Raw genomic sequence first — 26,626 nt, 5'->3', positions numbered from 1 at the left:
GGAAAAGTCAGGCGAGCAATCTTGCACTGCCGACGACGGGCGCCTCGCCATCGGCGAAGCGCACGATGTCGTCTTCGCCCAGGTAGCCGCCGGTCTGGACTTCGATGACTTCCAGTGCGGTCTTGCCGACATTCTCCAGCCGATAGACCGCACCCACGGGGATGTAGATCGATTCGTTTTCCTTGACCAGCACGGTCTTGTCGTCGCACACCACGCGCGCCGTCCCCTTGACGATCACCCAGTGCTCGGCACGATGGTGATGCATCCGCAAGGTCAGGCGCGCGCCCGGCTTCACCGTCAGGCGCTTGACCGCGAAGCGCTCGCCGTCGTCGATGCTGTCGTAGGCGCCCCAGGGTCTTGGAATGCGGCGGTGCCGGGTGGCCTGGCTGTGACCGTGCGTGGTCAGCAGCGCGACCACGTCCTTGACCTGTTCCGCGCACTCGCGGTGCACGACCAGCAGCGCGTCGGGCGTGTCGACCACCAGGAGATCCTTGGTGCCCAGGGCCACCACCGGCCGGCTGGGTGCATGGATGAAGGTGTTGGTCGCTCCCATCGCGAAGCCCTGGCCGCTGATTCGGTTGCCATTGGCATCGGTGTCATGGAGGTCGGCGACCGCATTCCAGCTGCCCACGTCGCTCCAGCGGCCTTGGAACGGAATGACGGCGACCCGGTCGCATTTCTCGAGCACCGCATAGTCGATGCTCTGGCTGCGGCAGCGGCTGAACGCGGCACTGTCCATCCGGAGGAAGGCGCCATCGGTTTCGATGGTGGCAGTGGCGAGCCTGCAGCTGTCGAGGATGTCCGGGGCATGCTCTTGCAGCGCCGCGATCAGCACCTTCGCCTGGACGAGCAGGATGCCGGCATTCCAGAGGTGGCCGCCTTCGAGCAGGAACTGCTCGGCGCGGTCCACCGTCGGCTTTTCGATGAAGGCCGCGACCGCATGGCCTGCCTCCTCGCCCAGCGCGGCATCGAGCTTCTCGCCCTGGCGGATGTAGCCGTAAGCGGTGCTGGGAAAGGAAGGTTCCACGCCGAAGGTCACGAGGTATCCCGCCATCGCCGCCGGCACGCCCTTCAGGATGGTGGCGACGAATCGCTCCGGTTCCGGAATATGGTGGTCGGCGGGCGCGAACAGCAGCAGCTGCTCCGGGTCGGCCAGAAGGGCCACCGCCGACATCGCGGCGGCGGTGTTGCGCGCGATCGGCTCAAGCAACTGCTTGCCGCTCACGTGGGCCGCGTCGATGCCTTCCTGGACCAGGAAGCGATGCTCCTCCGCCGCCACGCAGGTCACTTCCGGGTTGAGCGGGCGCAGCCGCTCGAGCGTGAGCAGCAGCAGGCTCTTGTTGCCCACCAGCGGGGCGAATTGCTTGGGCAGGGTCTTGCGCGACAGCGGCCAGAGCCGGGTGCCGCTTCCACCGCAGAGAACGACCGGCTGGATCTGTGTCACTTCGAACCCTCACCGGTGATCACGGCGCGAACGGTCTTCAGCAGGATCTTGACGTCGAGCCACAGGGACCAGTTGCTCACGTACTCCACGTCGAGCTCGACCCGACGGGCGTAAGAGAGCCGGTTGCGCCCGCTGACCTGCCACAGGCCGGTGATCCCCGGGCGCATCGCGCAGTAGTGCTCCCAGCCCCGTCCGTACAGGCTGCGCTGGCGCTCCATGCAGGGGCGCGGGCCGACCAGGCTCATGTCGCCCTTGAGGACGTTCCAGAACTGCGGCAACTCGTCCAGGCTCAGCTTGCGGATGAACTGGCCGATCGGCGTAATGCGGGGGTCCTTTTCCAGCTTCTGGAAGGTGTCCCATTCGGTGCGTGCCATGTCGCTGCGGCTCAGGAACTCGTCCAGCACGTCGTCCGAGTTGCGCACCATCGAGCGGAACTTGTAGAAACGGAAGCGTTGCCCGCGCTCGCCGAGCCGGGTCTGCCAGAAATGAACCGGGCGTCCCATGCTGATGAGCACACCCAGGGCAACCAGCAGGTAGAGCGGCCCGAAGACAGCGAAAAAGAACAAGGCCCCGACGATGTCCAGGGAGCGCTTCACGATGCGCTCGAAGAGGGACAGGCGGCGCGGCCGCGCCTGAACGGGTGGTACGGACGGGCCGCCGCCGTCCGGGGAAAAGCGTCGGACGACGTTGCCGCTGGCGGTCGAATCGGTACGAAACATCTGAAATCCCCCCGTGTCGGGTGCTGCCTCAAACTTGAGCGTGGCAGTGTAACGCTTTACTACTATCGGCAAGAATTTGAACATATGTCGCAGCCCGTGTCGTGTCAACAAAAGCCGTACATCGTCCGCCAAACGGCGTAGGCTGCCCCCCTCTGTCAGCAGCCCAATGAGCCACCTTGGTGCACCGCAACATCCGTCGTAGCAGTGTAGTCCTTTTGTATAACAATATGTAAATGCGAACGGGTGCCCGGGTGTTGTTTGCACACGCCGATTGGGATTTCGAGAATTAGTACCGAAGTTGTCGTTGGGCTGACCCTTTCCGGGCCGCCCCCGTCATCGGCGACGCGTTCAGCTGCGCTCAGGCCGGCGCCGGGCCGTGGGGGGCCTCGGACGCGAGTGGTGTCGGAGTGGGGGAGGAGAGGGCCGCGCGAGTGGCGGCCTCAAGGGACGGGCGGCGGGACCGCCGCGCGGGCGGATGCTGCCCTGGGACCCTGGGGAAGAGACGGGGAGGCATTGCGCCTCCCCGTGGCCTCAATGCGAGGCGTTCGTGCCGCGCGCAGCCTCTTCGAAGGGCAGCGCCATCGATCCCAGGTCGCGGCGGGTTTCCACCAGCACCAGCGGACCGTCGTCGATCACGATCGCCGGCGGGCGCTCGCGGGGCACATGCACGGGCTTGGGCTCGGCCGCGATGGCGGCGCGAACCTCGGCGACGCGGTCGGCGTCCGAATTGACCCAGTGGAGGCCCGAGCCTTCGGCCACCTGGGCGAGTTCGTCGAGCGGCAGCTCGAAGGGCTGGACCTTCGGCAGCGCCCGCGCGGAAGGGGCCTTGGCCTGGACCGCGATGGGCACCACCGGGGCTTCGACCGGACGCTGCGCACGAACAGGCACCGACGGCGCGTCCGGCTGGACGGCGCGCTCCACGGCTTCGACCGGTGCCGTGGCGGCGTCGGGGCTGGCGAGGTTCGCTTCCCCGGCGTCTTCACGCGGGCCGCGCTCGCGCCGATCGCGGCCGAAGCGGTCGCGTGAGCGGCCGCGGCGTTCGTCGCCGTCGCGGCGCGGCGCCGCTTCGACGCCCTGGTCGTCGCCGGGGGCGCCGGCCTCGACGACAGGGGCGTCGACGGCGCCGGCTTCCGGCATCGGGGCGTCCGGGGTGCCCGCCTCGGCGGGGCGCGCCGGGCCGTCGCTGCGCCGCTCGCGGCGGCCCTCGCCGCGTTCAGCGCGCGGGGGGCGGTCTTCGCCGCGACCGCTGCGTGCGCCACGTTCGTTCGACGCGCCTTCCTGCGCTGCGTCGCCCTGGGCTTCGCGGACCGTCTCGGCGTTGCGTTCGCGCGTGCCTTCGCCACCGCGTTCGCCGCGTTCCCGGCGCTCGCCGCGTCCGCGCGGAGCGCGCTCCGACGGGCCGGCTGCCACGTCGTTCACCGCCGGATCCGACGCCAGCGCCTGGTTGTCGAGCTGGAGGTCGGCGTGCTCGGCCGGCGCCTGGCGGGCTTCGCCGTCGCGGCGCTCGCCGCGACCGCGACGCTCGCCGTCGCGGGGAGCGCGGGCTTCGCGCGGCTCTCGCGGTTCGCGCGCCTCGCGCACCTGGTTGTCGGTGCGGGCTTCGCCGCGGGCCTCGCGCCCTTCGCGGCGTTCGCCGTCCCGGCGTTCGCCCGAGCGACCGCCACGGCGTTCGCCGCCGCGGCTTTCGCCGTCGCGGCCGCCACGGCCTTCGCCTCGGCCGCCACGACGCTGCTCGCCGTCACGTGCCGTACGGGCGCCTTCGCCGTCGCGTCCGCCCCGGCCATCGCGTCCTTCGCGGCGCGGTTTCGGCGCCTCCACCGGAATCACCACCGGTACCGGCGCCGGTGCCGGCGTGGCGCCGAACAGGCTCTTGATCCAGCCGAAGAGGCCGGATTCGGCCGATTTGGCAGGGACCGCCACGGGCGCGACCGGTGCCGGTGCGGGGGCCGCCACCGGCGGGCGCACCGCTTCCGGCTTGGGCACCGCGACCGGCGCCGGCGCGTCGGGCAGCACGCCCTTGATCACCGGCGTCTGCTTGTTGGTCGGCTCCTGCGAACGGCGCGTGACCGAGGTCGGATCTTCGATCTCGTCGGCCATCTTGTAGCTGGCCTCGATGTGGTCGAGGCGCGGGTCGTCGTGCTTCAGGCGTTCGAGGCGGTAGTTGGGCGTCTCGAGCGTCTTGTTCGGCACCATCAGCACGGTCACGCGCTGCTTGAGTTCGATCTTGGCGATTTCGGGGCGCTTCTCGTTCAGCAGGAACGAGGCCACTTCGACCGGCACCTGGACATGCACGGCGGCCGTGTTGTCCTTCATCGACTCTTCCTGAATGATGCGCAGGATCTGCAGCGCGCTCGATTCGGTGTCGCGGATGTGGCCCGAGCCGCCGCAGCGCGGGCAGGGGATCGACGAACCTTCGCTGAGTGCCGGCTTCAGGCGCTGGCGGCTCATTTCCATCAGGCCGAACTTGCTGATCGAGCCGAACTGCACCCGGGCGCGGTCTTGCCGCAGCGCATCGCGCAGGCGGCTTTCGACCTCGCGGCGGTTCTTCGACTCGTCCATGTCGATGAAGTCGATCACGATCAGGCCGCCGAGGTCGCGCAGGCGCATCTGGCGCGCCACTTCGTCGGCCGCTTCGAGGTTGGTGCGGGTGGCCGTTTCCTCGATGTCGCCGCCCTTGATGGCGCGCGCCGAGTTGACGTCGACCGAGACCAGCGCCTCGGTGTGGTCGATCACGATCGCGCCGCCGCTGGGCAGCTGCACCGTGCGGGCATAGGCCGATTCGATCTGGTGCTCGATCTGGAAGCGGCTGAACAGCGCCGCGTCGTCGCGGTAGCGCTTCACGCGCGCCGCATGCTCGGGCATCACGTGCGCCATGAACTGCTGCGCCTGGTCGTAGATGTCGTCGGTGTCGATCAGGATGTCGCCGATGTCGTGATTGAAATAGTCACGGATCGCGCGGATCACCAGCGAGGACTCCTGATAGATCAGGAAGGCGCCCTTGGCGCCCTTGGCGGCGCCGTCGATGGCGGTCCAGAGCTTGAGCAGGTAGTTCAGGTCCCATTGCAACTCGGGCGCGGAGCGGCCGATGCCGGCGGTGCGCGCGATGATGCTCATGCCCTTCGGGTACTCGAGCTGGTCCATCGCTTCCTTGAGCTCGGCCCGGTCGTCGCCCTCGATGCGCCGGCTGACGCCGCCGCCGCGCGGGTTGTTCGGCATCAGCACGACATAGCGGCCGGCCAGCGAGATGAAGGTCGTGAGCGCCGCGCCCTTGTTGCCGCGTTCTTCCTTCTCGACCTGCACGACCAGTTCCTGGCCTTCGCGGATCGCGTCCTGGATCCGCGCCTGGCTGGCGGAGACGCCTTCGGCGAAATACTGCTTGGAGATTTCCTTGAACGGCAGGAAGCCGTGGCGGTCCTCGCCGTAGTCGACGAAGCAGGCTTCGAGCGAGGGTTCGACCCGCGTCACGACCGCCTTGTAGATGTTGCCCTTGCGCTGTTCGCGCCCTTCGATCTCGATTTCGTAGTCGAGGAGCTTTTGCCCGTCGACGATGGCCAGGCGGCGTTCTTCGGCCTGCGTGGCGTTGATCAGCATCCGCTTCATGATGCGTTGTCCTTAGTTCATATCGTTCTACCGGTCCATGACGGACCTAACGATGCACGGACGACGTCGCGCGAAACGAAGGAATTGCCGCTCGGCCCAGGCTGCTGGGGTCGCCGCGCGAGCGCGGATGACCGCATCGAGTGTCAGCTCGATGTCAGACGGGGTGGGGGCGCATGGATGGGGGCGAGCCCGAGAGGATGTCGATTCGCTATCTTTTTTATAGCGGTTGGCGCAGTTGTGGCGCGCACTTCTGGCGATTCAATGCCTGTGCTCGCCGGCATCAGCCAGCGCAGGATCAGTTGAATCAGCAGCATCAACACAAGGTACTCGCTTCGATCCGCCGGCAGCTTGGAGCCTGCCGGCTGGGTATTCCGTATCGGTGTTTCGTGGGCGTCGGCTTGACTCGGGAGCAGGGCCGCCGCCTTGCGCTCTTGCGCGTGGCCTGCGGACGCTGCCTCAAAGCGGCATCGACCTCACAGCGCTTCCTGCAGTGCTCTAAACTTCTGTTTAATCAAGCACTTACAAGACCGCGCTGGTGAAAAACATTATAGGTGCGAAGCCGGCCCCCGCGGCGGCAGAAGTTCGCTTTCTGACGGTCGACGAGGATTCCGCCGGCCAAAGGCTGGACAATTACCTGTTCCGCCATCTCAAGGGCGTGCCCAAGACCCACGTGTACCGGATCATCCGTTCGGGCGAGGTGCGCATCAACAAGGGGCGCGCCCAGGCCGAGTCGCGGCTGGCGGCGGGTGACGTGCTGCGGCTGCCGCCGGTCCGGGTCGCGGCCCGGTCGGAGGAGGGCGGGACGCCGGCGGCACCGGCGCGCGAATTCCCGCTGCTGCTCGAGGACGACGCCCTGCTGGCGATCGACAAGCCCGCCGGCGTTGCGGTCCACGGCGGCAGCGGCGTGAGCTTCGGCGTGATCGAGCAATTGCGCAGGGCGCGGCCCGCGGCGCGCTTCCTGGAGCTGGTGCACCGGCTCGACCGCGAAACCTCCGGCATCCTGCTGGTGGCCAAGAAGCGCAGCGCGTTGACGGCGCTGCAGGACCAGTTTCGCGAGCGCGAGACCGGCAAGACCTATCTCGCGCTGGTCGAGGGCAACTGGCCGGCTAACAGGAAGGTGCTCGACGCGCCGCTTGCCAAGTACCTGCTGCCCGCGGCCGCGGGAGCCGCCGAAGGGGAGCGGCGGGTTCGCGTGGTCGCCAAGGACCATCCTGACGCCATGCGCGCGGTCACGCTGGTGAAGGTGCTGGCGCGTTTCTCGCTTGCGGGCGACCCCGCCACCTTCTCGCTGCTGGCGGTCACCATCAAGACCGGCCGCACCCACCAGATCCGGGTCCACCTGGCTTCGGCCGGCCATGCGATCGCCGGCGACGACAAATACGGCGCTTTCGAGCGCAATCGGGCGCTGCAGAAGCTCGGTCTCAAGCGCATGTTCCTTCACGCCTGGCGGCTCCAGTTCACCCATCCCGCGAGCGCCGAGCGCATCGCGCTGCAGGCCGAGCTGCCGCCCGAGCTGCACGCGCTGATGCCCCTCGCCGCGCTCGATGCACTCGCCGCCCATCCTTTCGTCCAAGCCCATGACTGACATCCGACCCCGCCGCTTCGACCTGATCGCCTTCGATTGGGACGGCACCCTCTACGACTCCACGCGGCTCATCGTGCGCTGCATCCAGGCCGCCGTGGTCGACGTCGGCGGCGCCAGGCCGAGCGAAAACGACGCCGCCTGGGTCATCGGCCTCGGTCTCGCCGAGGCGCTCGCCCGCGCCGCGCCCGATGTGCCGAAGGAGAAGTACGCCGAGCTGGGCGCCCGCTACCGCTACCACTTCCTGCAGCGCAAGGACGACCTGGTGCTGTTCGACGGCGTGCTGCCGATGCTCGACGCGCTGCGCGCGCGCGGCCACAGGCTGGCCGTCGCCACCGGCAAGTCGCGCCGCGGCCTCGACGAGGCGCTGGCCACGGTCGCGCTGCGCGATCGTTTCGACGCCTCGCGCACCGCCGACGAGACCTTCGGCAAGCCGCATCCGCGCATGCTGCTCGAGCTGATGGACGAGCTCGAGGTGCCGGCCGACCGGACGCTGATGATCGGCGACACCACGCACGACCTGCAGCTCGCGATCAATGCGGGCTGCGCGAGCGTCGGCGTGAGCTATGGCGCCCACGAGCCGGGCGATTTCGACGCGCTGGCGCCGCTGCACGTCGCGCATTCGGTGGCCGATCTGTCGCGCTGGCTGGTCGACAACGCCTGACAATCTCCTCTCATGAGCGAATGCATCCCCCTGTGCAACGCCGCCGACCTGGTCGAGGGCGGCCGGGCGGTGCCTTTCGACGTCATCCACGGCGGCGAGACCTGCCGGGCCTTCGCGGTGCGCTTCGAGGGCGCGCCGCATGCCTACCTGAACCGCTGCAGCCACGTCGCGATGGAACTCGACTTCCAGCCCGACCGATTCTTCGACGACAGCGGGCAGTGGTTGCTGTGTGCGACCCACGGCGCGGTCTACAAGCCGGACACCGGAGAGTGCGCCGGCGGCCCATGTCGCGGGGGCCTCGTGAAGATCGCACTCAGCGAGCATGACGGCGTGGTCCACTGGCATACTGCCTGGAACCTCCGGCCCCTGGCCTTTTGACATGACCGAATCCAACCGCACGGAACCCGAGGGCTTCGAGCCTTTCGAGCGCCCCGCGCCGACCCCAACGAAAAACATGGCCAAGAACGACCCCACGCAGCAACTGGGCTGGGAGCGCGCGACGCTCGAGAAACTGGCCTTCGCGTCGCTGCGCGAGCAGCGGGCCACGCGCCGCTGGAAGACCTTCGTCCGCCTGAGCTGGCTGGCCTTCTTCATCTTCCTGGTCTGGCTCGTGATGTCGCGCGGCACCCCCGCGACCGCCAAGACCACGGCGCACACGGCCGTGATCGAAATCAAGGGCGAGATCGCCGCCGGTGCCGATGCCAGCGCCGAGTTCGTGGTCGCGGCCATGAAGACCGCCTTCGAGGACGACGGTGCCAAGGGTATCGTGCTCCTGATCAACTCGCCCGGCGGCAGCCCGGTGCAGGCCGGCATCATCAACGACGAGATCAAGCGGCTGCGCGCCAAGCACAACAAGCCGATCTACGCGGTGGTCGAGGAGACCTGCGCCTCGGCCGCCTACTACATCGCTGCCGCGACCGACAAGGTCTTCGTCGACAAGGCCAGCATCGTCGGCAGCATCGGCGTGCTGATGGACGGCTTCGGCTTCACCGGACTCATGGACAAGGTGGGCGTGGAGCGCCGGCTGCTGACGGCCGGTGACAACAAGGGCTTCATGGACCCGTTCAGCCCGATGAACGATGCCCAGAAGGCGCACGCCCAGCAGATGCTCGACCAGATCCACACCCAGTTCATCGATGTGGTCAAGAGCGGCCGCGGCGACCGGCTCAAGACCAGCACGCCAGGGCTTTTCAGCGGCCTGTTCTGGAGCGGCCAGCAAGCGATCGAGCTGGGCTTGGCCGATCAGCTCGGCAATGTCGATTTCGTCGCCCGCGATGTGATCAAGGCCGAGGAAGTCATCGACTACACGCGCCGGGACAACGTGGCCGAGAAGCTGGCGAAGAAGTTCGGCGCGGCCCTCGGCGACGCATCGGTGCGCGCGCTGCGCACCGCCCCCGCGCTGCACTGATGAGCCTCTGCGCTCCCTCACTTCGTGTGGTTGCTGCCCCCCGAGGGGGCGGCCCGGCGCCGGCCTGATTCAAGGGTCGCTGTAGCGCGCCGACGCCGCGAGTGCCGCGGCGAAGGCCACCACCAGGTAGAGCGCGTGGGTCAGCGAACTGACCTGGGCCAGAAAGCCGATCACCGGCGGCCCGGCCATGAAACCCAGATAGGCCGCGGCCGACACTGCCGCGATGCCGCGGGCCGGCTCGACGCCCGGGACCCGCGCCGAGGCCGCGAAGAGGATCGGCACCACGTTGGCGAACCCGACCCCGACGCCCGCGAATCCGATCAATGCGAGCCAGGGCATGTCGGTCACGAGCACTACCGTCATCGATGCCGCCGCCAGCAGCGCGCTGCCGCGCAGCAGCACCGCCGGCGCGAAGCGCGCCCGCATGGCGTCGCCGCCGAATCGGGCCAGCGCCATCGCCGCCGAGAAGCTCGCATAGGCGAGTGCGGCCTGCTGCTGCGGGCTGCCCAGTTCCTGCTGCAGATAGAGCACGCTCCAGTCGTAGATCGCACCTTCCGCGATCAGGCCGAGCGCCGCCAGCAGGCCGAGCAGGGCGAGGGTGCTGCGCGGCAGCCTGAAACCGTTGCCTGAGCTCGTCGCGAAGGCGGTCGCTTCCCTGGGCAGCATCCAGCGGGCCGACAGCGCGATGGTCAGCGCCATTGCGGCGGCGACCCCGATCAGGTGCCGCTGCGGATCCAGGCCGGCCGCCAGCGCGGCGCTGCCGGTCACGGCGCCGACCATGCCGCCGAGGCTGAACATGCCGTGCATCCCGCTCATCAGCGGCTTGCCGTTGCGAAGTTCGAGCTGTGCTGCCTCGGTGTTGATCGAGACGTCGAACACGCTGGTCACGATGCCGAACACCGCCAGCAGGCCCAGCAGCGCGGCGTAGGCCGGCATGGCCAGCAATCCCGCGAGCAGCAGGGCGTAGATGGCGCCGCAGAATCCCGCGGCACGGCGCGCGCCATGGCGGCCGATCCATCGGCTGGCCTGGGTGAGCCCCAGCAGCGCACCGGCGCCGGCGGCCAGCATCGCGAGGCCCAGCGCCGCCTCGTCGACAGCGTAGTGCGCCTTCACGGTCGGGATGTGCACCCCCCAGGTCGCGAACACGAAGCCCGAACAAAAGAACTGCGCGCGCGAGGCCCAGCGCGTGCGGTCGGAAATGCCCATTGCGACGGACGGGGCCTTCTAGCGGCCGATCGCGAACACGGCCGGCGCGCGCTCGTCGGCCGGATGCGGCTTGGCGCGCCAGGTCTTCACGGTGTCGCTGCGCACGCTGCAGCTCGCGAGCGTCAGACCTCGCGCCACGGCCAGCCGGGTGTTGTGCTGCAGCGTTTGCGTCAGCGCCTGCAACAGGGCGGCGTTCCGGTAGGGCGTTTCGATGAAGAGCTGGGTCTGGCCGGTACGCAGGGCCAGCGCCTCGAGTTCGCGGATACGCTGCGCGCGCGCGTCGGCATCCTGGGGCAGGTACCCGACAAAGGCGAAATTCTGTCCGTTGAGCCCACTGGCCGCCAGCGCGAGCAACAGCGAGACCGGCCCGGTCAGCGGGACCACCGTGATGCCGAGTTCGTGTGCAGCCCTGGCGACTGACGACCCGGGATCGGCGACCGCCGGCATGCCCGCCTCGCTCAGGAGCCCGACGTCGTGCCCGGCCAGGGCGGGCGCGAGCAGCGGCCGTGCGTCGAATTGCCCCGCATGATCGCCCTTCTTGTGGACTTCGCGCGGCAACTCCTGGATCTGCTGGGCTTGCAGCGTTGCCGCGAGCGGCACGATCGCATCGATGCGCTTGAGGTAGGCGCGCGCCGACTTGGCGTTTTCGCAGATCCAGTGCGTGATGCCGGCGGCGGTCGCCAGGGTGCCGCGCGGCAGCGCCTGGTCGAGGGGCGCCTGCTCCTCGCAGCCGAAATCCAGCGGCGCGGGGACCAGATAGAGCTTTCCGAAGGGAGGGGTGCTCACAGCAGGTCGACCCCGGCGGCCCGCAGCATGCGGGCGGTGCGAATCAGCGGCAGACCCACCAGCGCCGTCGGATCGTCGCTGTCGATCGCCTCGAGGAGGGCGATGCCGAGGCCCTCGCTCTTGGCGCTGCCGGCGCAGTCGTAGGGCTGCTCGGCACGCAGGTATTGCTCGATGGCCGCGTCGTCCAGTTGTCGGAACACCACCCGCACTGGCGCCAGGTCGCGCTGCGCGAATCCGGTCGCCTGGCAGACCACGGCCACCGCGGTCTGGAAAATCAGCGTCTGGCCGCGCATCCGCCGCAATTGCTCCGTGGCGCGCGCGTGGTCGCCGGGCTTTCCCAGCGGCTCTCCGGCCAGATCCGCGACCTGGTCGGAGCCGATCACGATTGCCTCGGGAAAGTGGCGAGCGACCGCGTTCGCCTTCTCGAGCGCCAGCCGTTCGGCCAGCGCGCGCGGCGATTCGTGCGCCAGCGGCGTTTCATCCACTTCCGGCGCCTGAACTTCGAAGGGCAGGCGCAGGCGCGCGAGCAGTTCGCGGCGGTAGCGGGAGGTGGAGGCAAGGATCACTTGGCGTTGCATGGGCCCGATTGTGCGTGAGCGGTTTAGACTGGCGCGGATGACCAAAGAATTTGCTCCCGGCCGACTCGATGTGAACGGCTTTGCCGAGGCGGGGGCGACCCTCGCCGGAAACGACTCACTGGCGGGTTTCGCGCGTCTGAGCGCCGAACTGGCCGACCCGTCCGCAGGCGCGACGGTCCGCTGGGAGGCCGTCGGCCAGTCCCGCAGCGGCGCCGACGGTGCGCCGGTTCCCTGGCTGCACCTGTCCGCACAGGCGAGCGTCCCCTTGATTTGCCAGCGCTGCCTCGCGCCGGTCGACATCGGTTTGAATGTCGACCGCTGGTTCCGCTTTGCGGCCGACGAGGCCGCCGCCGCCGTCGAGGACGAGGCGTCCGAGGAGGATGTGCTGGTCGTCAGTCGCGACTTCGACCTGCACGCGCTGATCGAGGACGAACTGCTGATGGAGCTCCCGGTCACGCCGCGGCACGAGATCTGCCCCGCGCCGACCCGGATGTCGGCGGTCGACCCTGATTTCGATTCCGCCGAAGCGGCTCGCCCGAACCCGTTCGCGGTGCTCGGGGCCCTGCGTTCCGGCAAGTCTGACAAGCCCGGGAAGCCCTGATCCGCGTCTTGCAGATCGGGCGTCTGGCCTTGTTGCCGCGCATGGGCTATAATCATGGGCTTCGCGCGCGCCGCTGGGCATGATTTCGACGAGGGTTCTGGTTTTTGGCCGAACTCTCCGGAGCATGAACCGCCCCGCATGCCCACCAACCCACCCAATACTTCCAGGAGCCAGCATGGCCGTCCAGCAAAACAAGAAGTCGCCGTCGAAGCGCGGCATGCACCGTTCGCACAACGCGCTCGACGTGCCCGGTATCGCGGTCGAGCCGACCACCGGCGAAACGCATCTGCGTCACCACATCAGCCCGAACGGCTTCTACCGTGGCCGCAAGGTCCTCAAGACCAAGTCCGAAGCCTGACTTCCGTTCCAAGGCCAAGGCCCGAAGCTACTTTTTGCGTAGCGTCGGGCCTTTGTTTTGATGGCTACGCCTTCAGCATCCGTTCCTGCGCCGCCCGTGATCACGCTCGCCGTTGATTGCATGGGCGGAGACCATGGGCCGCGCGTCACGCTTGCGGCCTGCCGCGCATTCCTGGAGCGTCACGCCGAGGCGTCGCTGTTGCTGGTCGGTGCGCCGGCCGCGCTGGCCGGCTTCTCCCATCCGCGCGCCACGATCATCGGCGCCAGCGAGGTGGTCGGCATGGACGATCCCATCGAGGTCGCCCTGCGCAAGAAAAAAGACTCCTCGATGCGGGTGGCGATCCAGCAGGTCAAGGACGGCGCCGCCCAGGCCGCCATCTCGGCCGGCAACACCGGCGCCTTGATGGCGATCGCGCGCTACCTGCTCAAGACGCTCGACGGCATCGACCGGCCCGCCATCGCTCCCCAGTTGCCCAATAGCAAGGGTGGCGCCACCACGGTGCTCGACCTCGGTGCCAATGTCGACTGCGACGCCGAAGACCTGCTGCAGTTCGCGGTGCTGGGGTCGGCGCTGGTTTCCGCGCTCACCGGCAACGAATCGCCCAGCGTCGGTCTGCTGAATGTTGGCGAAGAAGCCATCAAGGGCAGCGAAACAATCAAAAAAGCGAGCCAACTGCTTCGAAAAGCAGCCAATTCGCAGGATTTGAATTTTTACGGCAACGTCGAAGGCAACGACATCTTCAAGGGCACGACCGATATCGTCGTTTGCGATGGCTTTGTCGGCAACGTGACGCTGAAGGCGACCGAAGGCGTGGCGTCGATGATCGTTGACTTTCTGCGGATCGAATATTCAAACGGCATCTTCAGTAAATTCGCGGCGATCGTTTCCTATCCGGTCCTAAAAGCGCTCAAGCGCCGTCTGGATCATCGTCGCTACAACGGCGCGGCCCTGTTGGGCCTGCGCGGACTGGTGTTCAAGAGCCATGGCTCGGCCGACGACGTGGCTTTCGGCCACGCCCTCGATCGCGCTTATGATGCCGCTCGCAACAACCTGCTCGACCGCGTGCGGGCCCGCATCGCCCACGCCGCGCCACTGCTTGCGCGGCAAGACCCGGCGGCGCCGGCCGACGCACCGGCGCTCCACGTCTGATGACCCCTTTTTCCCGCATCACAGGTACCGGCAGCTTTCTGCCGCCTCGCCGTGTGACCAATGACGACCTGGCCAAGGAACTCGCCGCCCGCGGCATCGAGACTTCCGACCAGTGGATCATCGAGCGCACCGGCATCCGGGCGCGCCATTTCGCCGCGCCCGAAGTCTCGACCAGCGACCTAGCCCTGGAAGCGGCCAGGCATGCGCTGGAGGCCGCCGGCCGCAGCGCCGGCGACATCGACCTGATCATCGTCGCGACTTCGACGCCGGACATGGTGTTCCCCTCATCGGCGGCGATCCTCCAGCACAAGCTCGGCATCGCAGGCTGCGCGGCCTTCGACGTGCAGGCGGTCTGCAGCGGCTTCGTCTATGCGCTCACCGTGGCCGACGCCATGATCCGCACCGGCAGCGCCAAATGCGCGCTGGTCGTCGGCGCCGAAGTGTTTTCGCGCATCCTCGACTTCGACGATCGCACCACCTGCGTCCTGTTCGGCGACGGCGCCGGCGCGGTGGTGCTGGAGGCCAGCGCCGAACCAGGCATCCTTGCCAGCGACCTGCACGCGGACGGCAAGCATGTCGGCATCCTCTGCGTGCCCGGCCACGTGTCGGGCGGCGAGGTGCTCGGCAAGCCGCTGCTGCACATGGACGGCCAGGCCGTCTTCAAGCTGGCGGTCCGGGTGCTCGAGGAAGCCGCGCGCGCCACGCTCGCGAAGGCCGGCAAGACCGAGGCCGACATCGACTGGCTGATCCCTCACCAGGCCAATATCCGGATCATGGAAGGCACGGCGAAGAAGCTGAAGCTGCCGCGCGACAAGCTGATCGTGACGGTCGACGAGCACGGCAACACCTCGGCAGCCTCCATTCCCCTGGCGCTGGACGAAGCGGTGCGCTCGGGCAAGGTGAAGAAGGGCGACACGCTGATGCTGGAAGGCGTCGGCGGCGGCTTCACCTGGGGCGCGGTGCTGTTGAACTATTGATAGAGCGTGCTGCCCAAGGCGGGCAGCGGCGCCTCGGAGACTTCTCATCATGAAATCATTCGCTTTCGTCTTTCCGGGTCAGGGCTCGCAGGCGGTCGGCATGCTCGACGCCTGGGGCGATCACCCGGCCGTGGCCGCCACGCTGCGCGAGGCCTCCGATGCGCTCGATGAAGACATCGCGCGCCTGATCCACGACGGCCCCAAGGAATCCCTGGCCCTGACCACCAATACGCAGCCCGTGATGCTGGTCGCGGCGATCGCGGCCTGGCGCGCCTGGCTGGCCGAAGGCGGCGCCGAGCCGTCGGTGGTTGCCGGCCATTCGCTGGGCGAGTACTCCGCCCTGGTGGCCTCCGGCGTCCTGACGCTGGCGCAGGCCGCGCCGCTGGTGCGTTTCCGGGCCCAGGCGATGCAGCAGGCGGTGCCGGTCGGTGTCGGCGCGATGGCGGCCATCCTGGGCATGGACGCCGCCAAGGTGAAGGCCGGCTGCGCCGAGGCCACGGCCTCCTTCGGCCCCGGCAGCGCCGAGATCGTGGAAGCGGTGAACTTCAACGACCCGATGCAGACCGTGATCGCGGGCAGCAAGGCCGCGGTCGACAAGGCCTGCGAAGTCCTCAAGGCGGCCGGCGCCAAGCGCGCGCTGCCGCTGCCGGTTTCCGCACCTTTCCATTCGAGCCTGATGAAGCCGGCGGCCGAGGCGCTGCGCGAGCGGCTGGCGTCGGTTTCCCTCGCCGCGCCCCGGATTCCGGTGCTCAACAACATCGATGTCCTGGTCGAAACCGACGCCGAGCGCATCCGTGCCGCGCTGGTGCGCCAGGCCGCGGGCCCGGTGCGCTGGGTGGAAACCGTGCAGGCCCTCGAGGCCCGCGGCGTCGAAGCCATCGTCGAATGCGGTCCCGGCAAGGTACTGGCCGGCATGGCCAAGCGCATTGCGCCGACGCTGGCCGCGGCCTCGGTCTACGATCCGGCGACGCTCGCCGAAACCAGGCAACTGCTCGGCGCCTGAGCGCGCCGTCTCGAGGTCCAGTCCATGAGCAATCCCAAATTCGAAGGCCAGGTCGCCCTGGTCACCGGTGCGACCCGTGGCATCGGCGCCGCCATCGCGCTCGAGCTGGCGCAGCGCGGCCTCAAGGTCATCGGCACCGGCACCACCGAGGAGGGCGCCGCCAAGATCACCGCCGCACTCGCTGCCTACGATGGCCGAGGCTGCGCGCTGGACGTCAACGACGGCGCGGCGGTCGAGGCCCTGATCGACGAGATCGTCAAGGTCTACGGTGCGGTCCACGTGCTGGTCAACAACGCCGGCATCACCCGCGACACGCTCGCGATGCGGCTCAAGGACGCCGACTGGGACGCGGTGCTCGACACCAACCTGAAGGCGGTCTTCCGCCTGTCTCGCGCCGTGATCCGCCCGATGATGAAACAGCGCTATGGGCGCATCATCAGCATCACCAGCGTGGTCGGCGCCTCCGGCAATGCCGGCCAGGCCAACTATGCGGCCGCCAAGGCCGGCGTGGCCGGCATGACGCGGGCGCTGGCGCGCGAGCTGGGCAGCCGCAGCATCACGGTCAACTGCGTGGCGCCCGGCTTCATCGAGACCGACATGACGGCCAGCCTGCCCGAGGCCCAGCAGCAGGCGCTGCTCGGCCAGATTCCCCTCGGCCATCTCGGCAAACCCGCCGACATCGCCCACGCGGTCGCCTACCTGGCGTCGCCCCAGGCCGCCTATGTCACGGGGCAGGAACTGCACGTGAACGGCGGCATGCACATGTAAGCCCCCGAGCGCAAGACCTTTCACCCACGGCCGTGCGGCAAATGCCACAATGCGGCCGGCTAAAATCAACCGATTACCTACAACCCTCAGAGGGAACCAAATGAGCGATATCGAAGCACGTGTCAAGAAAATCATTGCCGAACAACTCGGCGTTGAAGAGTCCCAGGTCACCAACGAAAAGGCTTTCGTGGCCGATCTCGGCGCAGACTCGCTCGACACGGTCGAACTCGTGATGGCGCTCGAAGACGAATTCGGCATCGAGATCCCGGACGAAGACGCCGAGAAGATCACGACCGTGCAGAACGCCGTCGACTACGCCACCAAGAATCAAAAGGCCTGATTGGCCCCGCTGAGTTCCGTCTTTCCGGTCCGCGGCTTCCACGCCTGCGTGCACCGGCCGGAGGCCTCAGCTTCCCAGAAAGGTTTGCCGGCATGACCAAACGCCGCGTCGTCGTGACCGGACTCGGTTGCCTCGCTCCTGTCGGAAATACCGTTGCCGAATCCTGGGCCAACCTGTTGGCCGGGAATTCGGGCATCGACACCATCACCAAGTTCGATGTGAGCGCCTTCTCCTGCAAGTTCGCAGGCGAAGTGAAGGGTTTCGACATCAAGGACTACATTCCCGAGAAGGAAGCGCGCCACATGGATCGCTTCATTCATCTCGGGCTCGCCGCCGCCATTCAGGCGGTGCAGGACAGCGGGCTGCCGACCGGCGATGCGCTGTCCGAAGAAGATGCGGTCCGCATCGGCTGCAACATCGGCTCGGGCATCGGCGGCCTGCCGCTGATCGAGGACACCCACGCCGAATTGGTGAACCGCGGCCCGCGCCGCGTGTCGCCGTTCTTCGTGCCGGCGTCGATCATCAACATGATCTCGGGCCATGTCTCCATCAAGTATGGATTCAAGGGCCCGAACATTGCAGTCGTCACGGCCTGCACCACCGGACTGCATGCGATCGGGACCTCCGCTCGCATGATCGAGTACGGCGATGCCGACGTGATGATCGCGGGCGGTGCCGAATCGACCGTGTCGCCGCTCGGACTGGGCGGCTTCGCGGCGGCGCGTGCGTTGTCGACGCGCAATGACGATCCCCGGACCGCCTCGCGCCCCTGGGACAAGGACCGCGACGGCTTCGTGCTCGGCGAGGGTGCCGGCGTCGTGGTGCTCGAGGAGTACGAGCGCGCCAAGGCCCGCGGCGCCAAGATCTACGCCGAAGTCTCCGGCTTCGGCATGAGCGGCGATGCCTTCCACATGACCGCGCCCAACGTCGACGGCCCGCGCCGCTCGATGGCGATGGCGCTGGCCAACGCGGGGGTCAATGCCGACCAGGTGCAATACATCAATGCCCACGGCACCTCGACCCCGCTGGGCGACCTGAACGAGACCAACGCGATCAAGAACGCCTTCGGCGAGCATGCCCGCAAGCTGGTCGTGAACTCGACCAAGTCGATGACCGGCCACCTGCTGGGCGGCGCCGGGGGCATCGAGTCGGTGTTCACGGTGCTGGCCGTGCATCACCAGAAGAGCCCGCCGACGATCAACATCTTCAACCAGGATCCGGAGTGCGATCTCGACTACTGCGCCAACCAGGCGCGCGACATGAAGATCGACGTCGCGGTCAAGAACAACTTCGGCTTCGGCGGCACCAACGGCACGCTGGTGTTCAAGCGCGTTTGATCTTTTCCTACCCATGCACAGCGCCCCGTCGGTGATCTACCCGGTGGGGCGTTCGCGCAAGGCGGAGCGGCTCCTGATGTTCCTCTGGGCGCTCGGCGTCGGCTGCGTCACGCTGGTTTGCCTCCGATCGGGCGGCGAGGTCGACTGGCGGCAGGCGATGCTGGCCTTCAGCGCCGTCGTTGCCGGGGCGGCCGCCTGGACCGGCGTCCTGCGTTCTTCCGCTGCGGCGGAGCTCCAATTCGACGGTCAGGCCTGGGCGATCACGGGCGGCGCGGCACAGCGGACGGCCCGCGCCAGCGTCGCCCTCGACCTGCAATCCCTGCTGCTGGTGCGCCTGGCCGGGCCCGCCCGGGCGCGGCGCTGGATCTGGCTCGACCGCCAGGCCATGCCGGAGCGCTGGCCGGACCTGCGGCGTGCGCTCTATGCGCGCGCCGTCGCGGCCGGGCCAGTCCTTCGTCCGGACGGCTCGGTGCATCATCCCTCGCCATGACCGCTGCGCTGCCTCCCGATCCACCGGACACCGGGCTGGGCGACGCGCCTGCTGCCGCCAGGCCGGGCGAGGTCGACTTCCAGCTGGTCCAGCGCACCGTGGCGGGCGACCAGAAGGCCTTCGAGCTGCTGGTCATCAAGTACCAGCGACGGATCGAACGGCTGATCGGCCGCATGGTGCGCGACGTCAACCTGGTCGAGGACATCGCCCAGGAGACCTTCATCCGTGCCTACCGCGCGTTGCATCAGTTCCGCGGCGACGCCCAGTTCTACACCTGGCTTTACCGGATCGCGGTCAACACGGCCAAGAAGGCGCTGGTCGACATGAAGCGCGACCCGACCATCTCCGAGAGCGCCCTCCGATCGTCTTCTGATGACGAGGATGAAACTTACCGGCCCGGAAACGAACCAATCAGCGACGAGACCCCCGAATCCGTGATGGCGGCCAACGAAATCGCCGCTGCGGTCGAAGCGGCGATGGAAGCGCTGCCGGCCGAGTTGCGGCAGGCAGTGACGCTGCGCGAAATCGAGGGCATGAGTTACGAAGAGATCGCCGAGGTCATGAACTGTCCGATCGGCACGGTGCGGTCGCGGATCTTCCGCGCCCGCGAAGCGATTTCGGTCCGGGTCAAGCCCTTGCTGGACAACCAGTCGGGCAAGCGTTGGTAAGCAGGTGAACAAGATGAACCAAAGAAACACAGTCCAAGAGCAGGTTTCCGCGCTCGCCGATGGCCATTTGCGCGACGACGAGTTCGCGCAGGTGATCGGCCGACTTTGCGTCGACGACGAATTGCGTGCGACCTGGCAGACCTATCACGTGGTGGGCGACATCTTGCGTTCGGGTGGTCACGCCGCTTGCAGCGACACCTCGACCTTCCTGTCGCGCTTCCAGAGCCGCCTGGCGGCCGAGCCGGTGCTGCCGGCCCTTCTGCCGGTGCTGCCGGAGCCCAAGTTGGTGCAGCGAAAGGTCGAAGCCGCCAACGAACCGGTGTTCCGTTGGAAGCTGGTGGCCGGCGCGGCCTCGCTGGCGGCGGCCGCAGCGATCGGATGGAACTGGGTCGGCGTCGCCGATTCCCGGCCTTCCGGCGCCCAGCTGGCGCTGCAGCAGGCCGCACCGGCCGTGTTCGCCACGGCCGAGGCACCGACGCAGGCGGCCACAGGCTTCGCATCGACCCGGGTCACGATCGGCAGCGGCGATCCGCAGGTCATGCTGCGCGATCCGCGGCTGGACCAGCTGCTCGAAGCGCACCAGCAGGCAGGAGGCGCTTCGCAGATGCCTTCGGGATTCCTGCGCAACGCCACCTTCGACCGACCGTCGCGCTGACGCGCGCGCCTGCATTCCTTGCGATGACTCATTCGATGCCGATCTCCGCGCGCGGATTCCTGGTTCTGGTGGCCGCGCTGTGCATGGCGCAGGTGTCGCTGGCCCAGGGCCGAAGCCCCTCGCCGTCAGTGAAGAGCGTACCCAGCGCGAGCGGCGGCGACGCGCCCGCGATGGGCGTGGTCGAGTGGCTGCAGCGCATGCATGCCGCTGCGCGCCAGCGCAACTATGTCGGCACCTTCGTGGTCTCGGTGCCGGCCGGCAACCTGTCGAGTGCACGGATCTGGCATGTGTGCGAGGGTGACCTCCAGATGGAGCGCATCGAGGCCCTGTCGGGTCCGCCGCGCTCGACCTTCCGGCGCAACGACCAGGTCGTGACCTTCCTGCCGGAGTCGAAGATCGTCAAGCGCGAGAAGCGCGAGAACCTCGAACAGTTCCCGAACCTCTCGGGCATGCCCGATTCATCGATCGCCGAGTCCTATGGCGTGCGCGTGATCGGCAAGGACCGGGTGGCCGGCTTCGATGCCGATGTGATCCAGATCGAGCCGCGCGACGCGCTGCGTTTCGGCTACCGGGTCTGGAGCGAGCGGCGCTCGGGCCTGGTGGTCAAGCTCCAGACCACCGACCGCGACAACAAGGTGATCGAACAATCGGCTTTCTCCGAACTCCAGCTCGACGCACCGGTCAAGATTCATGCGCTGACGCAGATGATGGGCAGCACCGCGGGCTACCGGGTCGAGAAGTCGGAACTCGAGCGCACCACGGCGCAACGCGAAGGCTGGGCCCTGGGCAAGCCGGTGGCGGGCTTCAGGCCGGTCAGTTCCTTCCGTCGCCCGATGGGAGGCGAAGGGCAGGCCTACACGATGCAATGGACGTTCTCGGACGGGTTGGCGACGGTCTCGCTCTTCATCGAGCCTTACGATGCGCAGCGCAAACCCGAAGAAGTGCTGCTCGCTCTGGGTGCCACCCACACGCTCACGCGCCGGATGACGGACAAGGATGGCGATTGGTGGCTGACCGCGGTCGGCGAAGTGCCGCCGCAGACGCTGGATGCGTTTGCGCGAGGCCTGGTCCGTTCGCGCTAGGCAGTTTTTGTCTCTCCAACGAAAGAAACCGATGATGCTCAAGATCAAGGGGAACACCTTCCGTTCGTCCCTGATGGCCTGCGCGCTCGCGCTCGCGTCGACCGCCGCGCTGCTGCCGGCAACGCCTGTGCACGCGCAGGCGCGCGCACTGCCCGATTTCACCGACCTGGTCGACCAGGTCGGCCCGTCGGTGGTCAACATCCGCACCATCGAGAAGGTCGCCCAGGGCGGCGGCAGTGGCGAGCCCGACGAGGAGATGCAGGAGTTCTTCCGCCGCTTCTTCGGCCAGCCGATGCCGGGCGTTCCGCGCCAGGGGCCGCGCCCGAACCGGCCGCAGGCACCCGACGAAGAGCGCCCGCGCGGCGTCGGCTCCGGCTTCATCCTGTCGTCCGACGGTTTCGTGATGACCAATGCCCACGTGGTCGACGGTGCGTCCGAAGTGCTGGTGACCTTGCCCGACAAGCGCGAGTTCAAGGCCAGGATCATCGGCGCTGACAAGCGCACCGACGTCGCGGTCGTGAAGATCGACGCCACCGGCCTGCCGGCGGTCAAGGTCGGCGACGTGTCGAAGCTGCGCGTGGGCGAATGGGTGATGGCCATCGGATCGCCCTTCGGCCTCGAGAACACGGTCACGGCCGGCATCGTCAGCGCCAAGCAGCGGGACACCGGCGACTACCTGCCGTTCATCCAGACCGACGTGGCCATCAACCCCGGCAACTCCGGCGGTCCGCTGATCAACATGCGCGGCGAAGTGGTGGGCATCAACAGCCAGATCTATTCGCGCTCGGGCGGCTTCATGGGCATCTCGTTCTCGATCCCGATCGACGAGGCGAGTCGCGTCGCGGACCAGCTGCGCACCTCGGGCCGCGTTTCGCGCGGGCGCATCGGCGTGCAGATCGACCAGGTCACCAAGGATGTGGCGGAGTCGATCGGCCTGGGCAAGGCGCAAGGCGCGCTGGTGCGCGGCGTCGAGTCGGGCTCGCCGGGCGAGAAGGCCGGCATCGAGCCGGGCGACATCATCACCAAGTTCGACGGCAAGCCGATCGAGAAGCCGAGCGACCTGCCGCGCCTGGTGGGCAACACCAAGCCCGGGACCAAGAGTTCGATCACCGTCTTCCGGCGCGGCAGCTTGCGCGACATCAACGTGACGATCGCGGAGATCGAGCCCGACAAGCCGACCAAGGTCGCGGCCGATCGCAACGAACCCGCGGCGAAGCCCGCGGCCTCGGCCGCCGCCAAATCGATGGGACTCGCGCTCAGCGATCTCACCGAAGCGCAGAAGAAGGAGCTCAAGCTCAAGGGGGGCGTGCGGATCGACGCCGCCACCGATGCCGCCGCCCGCGCGGGACTGCGCGAAGGCGATGTGGTGTTGGCGGTGAGCAATGTGGAGGTCGCGAACCTCAAGGAATTCGACGCGGCACTGGCCAAGGCAGACAAGAGCAAGCCGGTGAGCCTGCTGTTCCGCCGCGGCGATTGGGCCCAGTACGCGCTGCTCCGGCCGGCTCGCTGATCCCGCCCGAGGCGTCAAGTGGCCCCACCCGGCAGTCGGGTTTGGGGCCATTTTTTGGCCGCTGTCGCGCGTCAACCGCACCGTCCAAGAAATTTTTTTGACAGTTCGAGTGACGGATTTTGGTTTGCAGTCACTAACTTAAAAGACCTCTAACGATGAATTTCGGTAGAATAGAGCCCTTCCGGACCCCACTCGTCGCATAAGCGATCCGAGGTGCTTCACGATGCGAGATGCCCGCCGCCCGTCCACCGGCGCTCCACAGTTCGCCCACAAGTTGTTAAGCGATTGCTCCACCGATCCTGTTGATAAGTTGTTTATAAGTCGCATGTTGCTGACCTGCAACGACCCCTCCCGGGCTTTGGTCCGGCTGTACGCGCCCCCCTTTTTGCCTACAATGAAGTTCCAACTACTGCAGTTGCCATTGCTTGTTGGTTCAGGGCGCGTCTCTTGGGGACGCGCCCTTTTTTCTTGCCTGTCGCCTTCTGCGCACGAGCCAATTCAAGTACTTAAGCGTTCCCGTTGATGAATCACATCAGAAATTTTTCGATCATTGCGCACATCGATCACGGCAAGTCGACGCTTGCCGATCGCTTGATTCAACGCTGTGGCGGTCTCGCCGAGCGCGAGATGGAAGCGCAGGTTCTGGACTCGATGGACATCGAGAAAGAGCGTGGGATAACCATCAAGGCACAGACCGCCGCGCTGCACTACAAGGCCAAGGATGGACAGGTCTACAACCTCAATCTGATCGACACGCCGGGCCACGTCGACTTCTCCTATGAAGTGAGTCGCTCGCTGTCCGCATGCGAAGGCGCACTGCTCGTCGTCGATGCGAGCCAGGGCGTCGAAGCGCAGACGGTGGCCAACTGCTACACCGCGCTCGACCTCGGCGTCGAGGTGGTGCCGGTGCTCAACAAGATGGATCTGCCGAATGCGGATCCCGACAACGCACGCACCGAGATCGAGGACGTGATCGGCATCGACGCGACCGATGCGATCCCGTGCTCCGCGAAGACCGGCATGGGCATCGAGGAAATTCTCGAGGCCGTGGTCACCCGGATGCCGGCGCCGCGCGGCAATCCCGACGGCCCGCTGCGCGCGATGATCGTCGACAGCTGGTTCGATCCCTACGTCGGCGTCGTGATGCTGGTGCGCGTGGTCGACGGCCGCCTGGTCAAGGGCGAGCGCATCAAGATGATGGCGTCGGGCGCGATGTACAACGCCGACAACATCGGCGTGTTCACCCCGGCCAACGAGCCGCGAGCCTCGCTCGAGGCCGGCGAGGTGGGCTACATCATCGCGGGCATCAAGGAGTTGCAGGCCGCCAAGGTCGGCGACACCGTGACGCTGATCAAGCCGGGCACCGGCGGCGCCGCGGCCACCGCGACCGAGGCGCTGCCCGGCTTCAAGGAGATCCAGCCGCAGGTGTTCGCCGGTCTCTATCCGACCGAGGCGAGCGAGTACGACTCGCTGCGCGACGCGCTCGAGAAACTCAAGCTCAACGATTCGTCGCTGCGCTACGAACCCGAAGTGAGCCAGGCGCTGGGCTTCGGCTTCCGCTGCGGCTTCCTCGGGCTGCTGCACATGGAGATCGTGCAGGAGCGGCTGGAGCGCGAGTTCGACCAGGACCTGATCACGACCGCGCCCAGCGTGGTCTACCAGGTGGTCAAGAACGACGGCGAAGTGATGATGGTGGAGAACCCGTCGAAGATGCCCGACGTCGGCAAGATGGCCGAGATCCGCGAGCCGATCGTCACGGTGCACCTCTACATGCCGCAGGAATACGTCGGCGCCGTGATGACACTGGCCAACCAGAAGCGCGGCGTCCAGCTCAACATGGCCTATCACGGCCGCCAGGTGATGCTGACCTACGAGATGCCGCTGGGCGAGATCGTGCTCGACTTCTTCGACAAGCTGAAGTCGGTCAGCCGCGGCTACGCCTCGATGGACTACGAGTTCAAGGAATACCGGGCCTCGGATGTCGTCAAGGTCGACATCCTCCTCAACGGCGAGAAGGTCGACGCGCTGTCGATCATCGTCCACCGCAGCCAGAGCCAGTACCGGGGCCGGGCGGTGGTGTCGAAGATGCGCGAGATCATCTCGCGCCAGATGTTCGACGTCGCGATCCAGGCGGCCATCGGGGCCAACATCATTGCGCGTGAGACAATCAAGGCACTGCGCAAGAACGTGCTCGCCAAGTGCTACGGCGGCGACATCACCCGCAAGAAGAAGCTGCTCGAGAAGCAGAAGGCGGGCAAAAAAAGAATGAAGCAGATCGGCTCGGTCGAGGTCCCGCAAGAGGCCTTCCTCGCCATCCTGCAAGTCGAAGACTAAAGATGGCATTCCTTACTTCCCTCATCCTCGCGGCCTTCGTCGGCTACATCGGCGCCTGGTATTTCGGCGTGGTCGAAGGCAACTTCGCACTGCTCCTGTTCCTGGCGACGGTGGTCACCGGCCTCTTCTGGCTCGCGGAGCGGTTCTATTTCCTGCCGAAGCGCGCCCGCGCGGCCGAGGCGCTCGACGCCTCGCTGGCCCAGCGGCGCGAGGAACTGGCCCGCCAGGGCATCACCCAGGTCGACACGGTCGACACCAAGGCCCGCGAACGGCTGATCATGCAGCCGTGGTGGCTGGACTGGACCGCCGGCCTGTTCCCGGTGATCCTCGCGGTGTTCCTGCTGCGCTCGTTCCTGTTCGAGCCATTCAAGATCCCGTCGGGCTCGATGATGCCGACGCTGCTCACGGGCGACCTGATCCTGGTGAACAAGTTCGTCTACGGGCTCAGGCTGCCGGTCAGCAACACCAAGATCACGGATGGCCGCCCGCCGGCGCGCGGCGACGTCATGGTGTTTCGCTATCCGCCCAAGCCGAGCATGGACTACATCAAGCGCGTGGTCGGCGTGCCGGGCGACGAAGTCGCCTATCTGAACAAGACGCTCACGGTCAACGGGCGGCTGGTTCCCAAGGCGGCAATTCCCGATTATTTCGATGAGGAGACGATGCGCTACCTCAAGCAGTACACCGAGGATCTGGGGGGCAAGGAGCATCGCCTGCTCAACGACGACACGCGCCGCGCGGGGCTTTCCGAGGCCGAGATCATGCAGTTTCCGAACCAGGAAAATTGTCGTTACAGTGTCGAGGGCGTGGTGTGCAAGGTGCCCGAGGGCCACTATTTCATGATGGGTGACAACCGCGACAATTCGCTCGATTCGCGCTATTGGGGCTTTGTCCCGGACCAGAACATCGTCGGCAAGGCCTTCCTGGTGTGGATGAACTTCGGCAACCTCAAGCGCATCGGCACATTCCAATAAGCATCCGGATTTTCATCGAGGGGAAGAGGGCATGAGAGCAAGGCAGACAAGACATCGACAGCGCGGAATCTCGTTCATCGGGCTGCTGTTCGTCGCCATCGTGCTGGCCTGTGCCGGCGTGGTTCTGGCGCAGGTGATCCCGACCCTGATCGAGTATCAGGCGATCACCAAGGCAGCCAACAAGGCCAAGGAAGGCACGACGGTGCCCGAGGTGCGCGCCATCTTCGACCGTGCCCAGGCCATCGACGACTTCAAGTCGGTCAGCGGCAAGGACCTGGAGGTCAAGAAGGACGGCGACAAGGTGGTCGTGTCCTTCGCCTACGACCGCGAGATCCACCTGTTCGGCCCCGCCTACCTCCTGCTCAAGTACCAGGGCCAATCCCGTTGACGTTC

General features: G+C 67.2%; 26 protein-coding genes. 20 read left to right on the top strand and 6 right to left on the bottom strand.

The genetic code is table 11. The features are described from left to right. Nucleotides 1-7: 7 nt before the first annotated feature. From AB4Z46_RS25895 to AB4Z46_RS25885, 3 genes are all read right to left on the bottom strand, one after another. Nucleotides 8-1,444 carry a mannose-1-phosphate guanylyltransferase/mannose-6-phosphate isomerase gene (locus tag AB4Z46_RS25895; RefSeq protein ID WP_442286417.1) on the bottom strand — a complete coding sequence of 479 codons (1,437 nt, stop codon included), beginning with the start codon at nucleotides 1,442-1,444 and terminating at the stop codon, nucleotides 8-10. Next, complete coding sequence (locus tag AB4Z46_RS25890; RefSeq protein ID WP_442286416.1) at nucleotides 1,441-2,163, bottom strand: sugar transferase; 723 nt, start codon at nucleotides 2,161-2,163, stop codon at nucleotides 1,441-1,443. The genes AB4Z46_RS25895 and AB4Z46_RS25890 overlap by 4 nt, the downstream gene beginning before the upstream one ends. A gap of 531 nt (nucleotides 2,164-2,694) precedes the next feature. Further along, nucleotides 2,695-5,763 (bottom strand): Rne/Rng family ribonuclease, encoded by a 3,069-nt coding sequence (locus AB4Z46_RS25885; protein ID WP_442286415.1) that lies wholly within the window; start codon nucleotides 5,761-5,763, stop codon nucleotides 2,695-2,697. Between the two features lie 535 nt (nucleotides 5,764-6,298). On the opposite strand from AB4Z46_RS25885, the gene AB4Z46_RS25880 reads away from it, so the two are divergent. Genes AB4Z46_RS25880 through AB4Z46_RS25865 form a run of 4 tightly spaced genes read left to right on the top strand, consistent with a single transcriptional unit; the run spans nucleotide 6,299 to nucleotide 9,417 of the window. After that, nucleotides 6,299-7,348, top strand: a complete 1,050-nt coding sequence (locus tag AB4Z46_RS25880) for an RluA family pseudouridine synthase (RefSeq protein ID WP_442286414.1) — start codon at nucleotides 6,299-6,301, stop codon at nucleotides 7,346-7,348. Beyond that, the gene (locus tag AB4Z46_RS25875) at nucleotides 7,341-8,009 is read left to right on the top strand and encodes an HAD-IA family hydrolase (protein ID WP_442286413.1); all 669 of its coding nucleotides are present in this window, start codon (nucleotides 7,341-7,343) and stop codon (nucleotides 8,007-8,009) included. The genes AB4Z46_RS25880 and AB4Z46_RS25875 overlap by 8 nt, the downstream gene beginning before the upstream one ends. A gap of 12 nt (nucleotides 8,010-8,021) precedes the next feature. Then, nucleotides 8,022-8,387, top strand: a complete 366-nt coding sequence (locus AB4Z46_RS25870; protein ID WP_442286412.1) for a Rieske (2Fe-2S) protein — start codon at nucleotides 8,022-8,024, stop codon at nucleotides 8,385-8,387. A gap of 1 nt (nucleotide 8,388) precedes the next feature. Beyond that, on the top strand, nucleotides 8,389-9,417 hold the full coding sequence (locus tag AB4Z46_RS25865) for a S49 family peptidase (protein WP_442286411.1): 1,029 nt from the start codon (nucleotides 8,389-8,391) through the stop codon (nucleotides 9,415-9,417). Nucleotides 9,418-9,486: 69 nt separating this feature from the next. Here the strand turns inward: AB4Z46_RS25865 and AB4Z46_RS25860 are convergent, their stop codons facing one another. The 3 genes from AB4Z46_RS25860 to AB4Z46_RS25850 are packed head-to-tail and all read right to left on the bottom strand — an operon-like array spanning nucleotide 9,487 to nucleotide 11,987. Further along, nucleotides 9,487-10,623, bottom strand: a complete 1,137-nt coding sequence (locus AB4Z46_RS25860) for an MFS transporter (protein ID WP_442286410.1) — start codon at nucleotides 10,621-10,623, stop codon at nucleotides 9,487-9,489. A gap of 18 nt (nucleotides 10,624-10,641) precedes the next feature. Continuing rightward, entirely contained in the window at nucleotides 10,642-11,409 is a 768-nt protein-coding gene (locus tag AB4Z46_RS25855) for an SAM-dependent methyltransferase (protein WP_442286409.1), read from the bottom strand. Beyond that, nucleotides 11,406-11,987 carry a Maf family protein gene (locus tag AB4Z46_RS25850; protein ID WP_442286408.1) on the bottom strand — a complete coding sequence of 194 codons (582 nt, stop codon included), beginning with the start codon at nucleotides 11,985-11,987 and terminating at the stop codon, nucleotides 11,406-11,408. Before AB4Z46_RS25850 ends, AB4Z46_RS25855 begins: the two co-directional genes overlap by 4 nt. A 37-nt stretch (nucleotides 11,988-12,024) precedes the next feature. On the opposite strand from AB4Z46_RS25850, the gene AB4Z46_RS25845 reads away from it, so the two are divergent. From AB4Z46_RS25845 to AB4Z46_RS25770, 16 genes are all read left to right on the top strand, one after another. Beyond that, the gene (locus AB4Z46_RS25845; protein ID WP_442286407.1) at nucleotides 12,025-12,588 is read left to right on the top strand and encodes a YceD family protein; all 564 of its coding nucleotides are present in this window, start codon (nucleotides 12,025-12,027) and stop codon (nucleotides 12,586-12,588) included. Nucleotides 12,589-12,763: 175 nt separating this feature from the next. Further along, nucleotides 12,764-12,946, top strand: a complete 183-nt coding sequence (rpmF, locus tag AB4Z46_RS25840) for a 50S ribosomal protein L32 (protein ID WP_213959550.1) — start codon at nucleotides 12,764-12,766, stop codon at nucleotides 12,944-12,946. A gap of 96 nt (nucleotides 12,947-13,042) precedes the next feature. Further along, the gene (gene plsX / locus AB4Z46_RS25835; RefSeq protein ID WP_442286406.1) at nucleotides 13,043-14,095 is read left to right on the top strand and encodes a phosphate acyltransferase PlsX; all 1,053 of its coding nucleotides are present in this window, start codon (nucleotides 13,043-13,045) and stop codon (nucleotides 14,093-14,095) included. Further along, nucleotides 14,095-15,072 carry a beta-ketoacyl-ACP synthase III gene (locus tag AB4Z46_RS25830; RefSeq protein WP_442286405.1) on the top strand — a complete coding sequence of 326 codons (978 nt, stop codon included), beginning with the start codon at nucleotides 14,095-14,097 and terminating at the stop codon, nucleotides 15,070-15,072. The genes plsX and AB4Z46_RS25830 overlap by 1 nt, the downstream gene beginning before the upstream one ends. 49 nt (nucleotides 15,073-15,121) lie before the next feature. Next, nucleotides 15,122-16,075: an ACP S-malonyltransferase gene (gene fabD / locus AB4Z46_RS25825; protein ID WP_442286404.1), complete on the top strand. Its 954-nt coding sequence runs from the start codon at nucleotides 15,122-15,124 to the stop codon at nucleotides 16,073-16,075. Between the two features lie 24 nt (nucleotides 16,076-16,099). Next, nucleotides 16,100-16,843 (top strand): 3-oxoacyl-ACP reductase FabG, encoded by a 744-nt coding sequence (gene fabG, locus AB4Z46_RS25820; protein WP_442286403.1) that lies wholly within the window; start codon nucleotides 16,100-16,102, stop codon nucleotides 16,841-16,843. A 100-nt stretch (nucleotides 16,844-16,943) separates the two neighbouring features. Beyond that, a complete protein-coding gene (gene acpP, locus AB4Z46_RS25815) occupies nucleotides 16,944-17,183 on the top strand; it encodes an acyl carrier protein (protein ID WP_007830471.1) in 240 nt (79 codons plus the stop codon). Nucleotides 17,184-17,275: 92 nt separating this feature from the next. Further along, nucleotides 17,276-18,520, top strand: coding sequence for a beta-ketoacyl-ACP synthase II (gene fabF, locus AB4Z46_RS25810; protein WP_442286402.1), 1,245 nt, complete (start codon nucleotides 17,276-17,278; stop codon nucleotides 18,518-18,520). A gap of 13 nt (nucleotides 18,521-18,533) precedes the next feature. Then, nucleotides 18,534-19,010 carry a hypothetical protein gene (locus AB4Z46_RS25805; RefSeq protein WP_442286401.1) on the top strand — a complete coding sequence of 159 codons (477 nt, stop codon included), beginning with the start codon at nucleotides 18,534-18,536 and terminating at the stop codon, nucleotides 19,008-19,010. Continuing rightward, complete coding sequence (gene rpoE, locus AB4Z46_RS25800; protein ID WP_442286400.1) at nucleotides 19,007-19,678, top strand: RNA polymerase sigma factor RpoE; 672 nt, start codon at nucleotides 19,007-19,009, stop codon at nucleotides 19,676-19,678. Before AB4Z46_RS25805 ends, rpoE begins: the two co-directional genes overlap by 4 nt. A 13-nt stretch (nucleotides 19,679-19,691) precedes the next feature. After that, entirely contained in the window at nucleotides 19,692-20,333 is a 642-nt protein-coding gene (locus AB4Z46_RS25795) for a sigma-E factor negative regulatory protein (RefSeq protein ID WP_442286399.1), read from the top strand. A gap of 23 nt (nucleotides 20,334-20,356) precedes the next feature. After that, on the top strand, nucleotides 20,357-21,415 hold the full coding sequence (locus AB4Z46_RS25790) for a MucB/RseB C-terminal domain-containing protein (RefSeq protein ID WP_442286398.1): 1,059 nt from the start codon (nucleotides 20,357-20,359) through the stop codon (nucleotides 21,413-21,415). Between the two features lie 31 nt (nucleotides 21,416-21,446). Then, the gene (locus AB4Z46_RS25785; protein WP_442286397.1) at nucleotides 21,447-22,925 is read left to right on the top strand and encodes a DegQ family serine endoprotease; all 1,479 of its coding nucleotides are present in this window, start codon (nucleotides 21,447-21,449) and stop codon (nucleotides 22,923-22,925) included. A 522-nt stretch (nucleotides 22,926-23,447) separates the two neighbouring features. Further along, nucleotides 23,448-25,259: a translation elongation factor 4 gene (lepA, locus tag AB4Z46_RS25780; protein ID WP_442286396.1), complete on the top strand. Its 1,812-nt coding sequence runs from the start codon at nucleotides 23,448-23,450 to the stop codon at nucleotides 25,257-25,259. A gap of 2 nt (nucleotides 25,260-25,261) precedes the next feature. Further along, nucleotides 25,262-26,233 (top strand): signal peptidase I, encoded by a 972-nt coding sequence (lepB, locus tag AB4Z46_RS25775; RefSeq protein WP_442286395.1) that lies wholly within the window; start codon nucleotides 25,262-25,264, stop codon nucleotides 26,231-26,233. 31 nt (nucleotides 26,234-26,264) lie between these two features. Next, nucleotides 26,265-26,621 carry a DUF4845 domain-containing protein gene (locus tag AB4Z46_RS25770; protein ID WP_442286394.1) on the top strand — a complete coding sequence of 119 codons (357 nt, stop codon included), beginning with the start codon at nucleotides 26,265-26,267 and terminating at the stop codon, nucleotides 26,619-26,621. Nucleotides 26,622-26,626: the final 5 nt, after the last annotated feature.

The organism is Variovorax sp. M-6, assembly GCF_052114385.1.
In the GTDB taxonomy this organism is placed as follows: domain Bacteria; phylum Pseudomonadota; class Gammaproteobacteria; order Burkholderiales; family Burkholderiaceae_C; genus Variovorax.
This window is presented reverse-complemented; position numbering and strand designations above follow the sequence as displayed.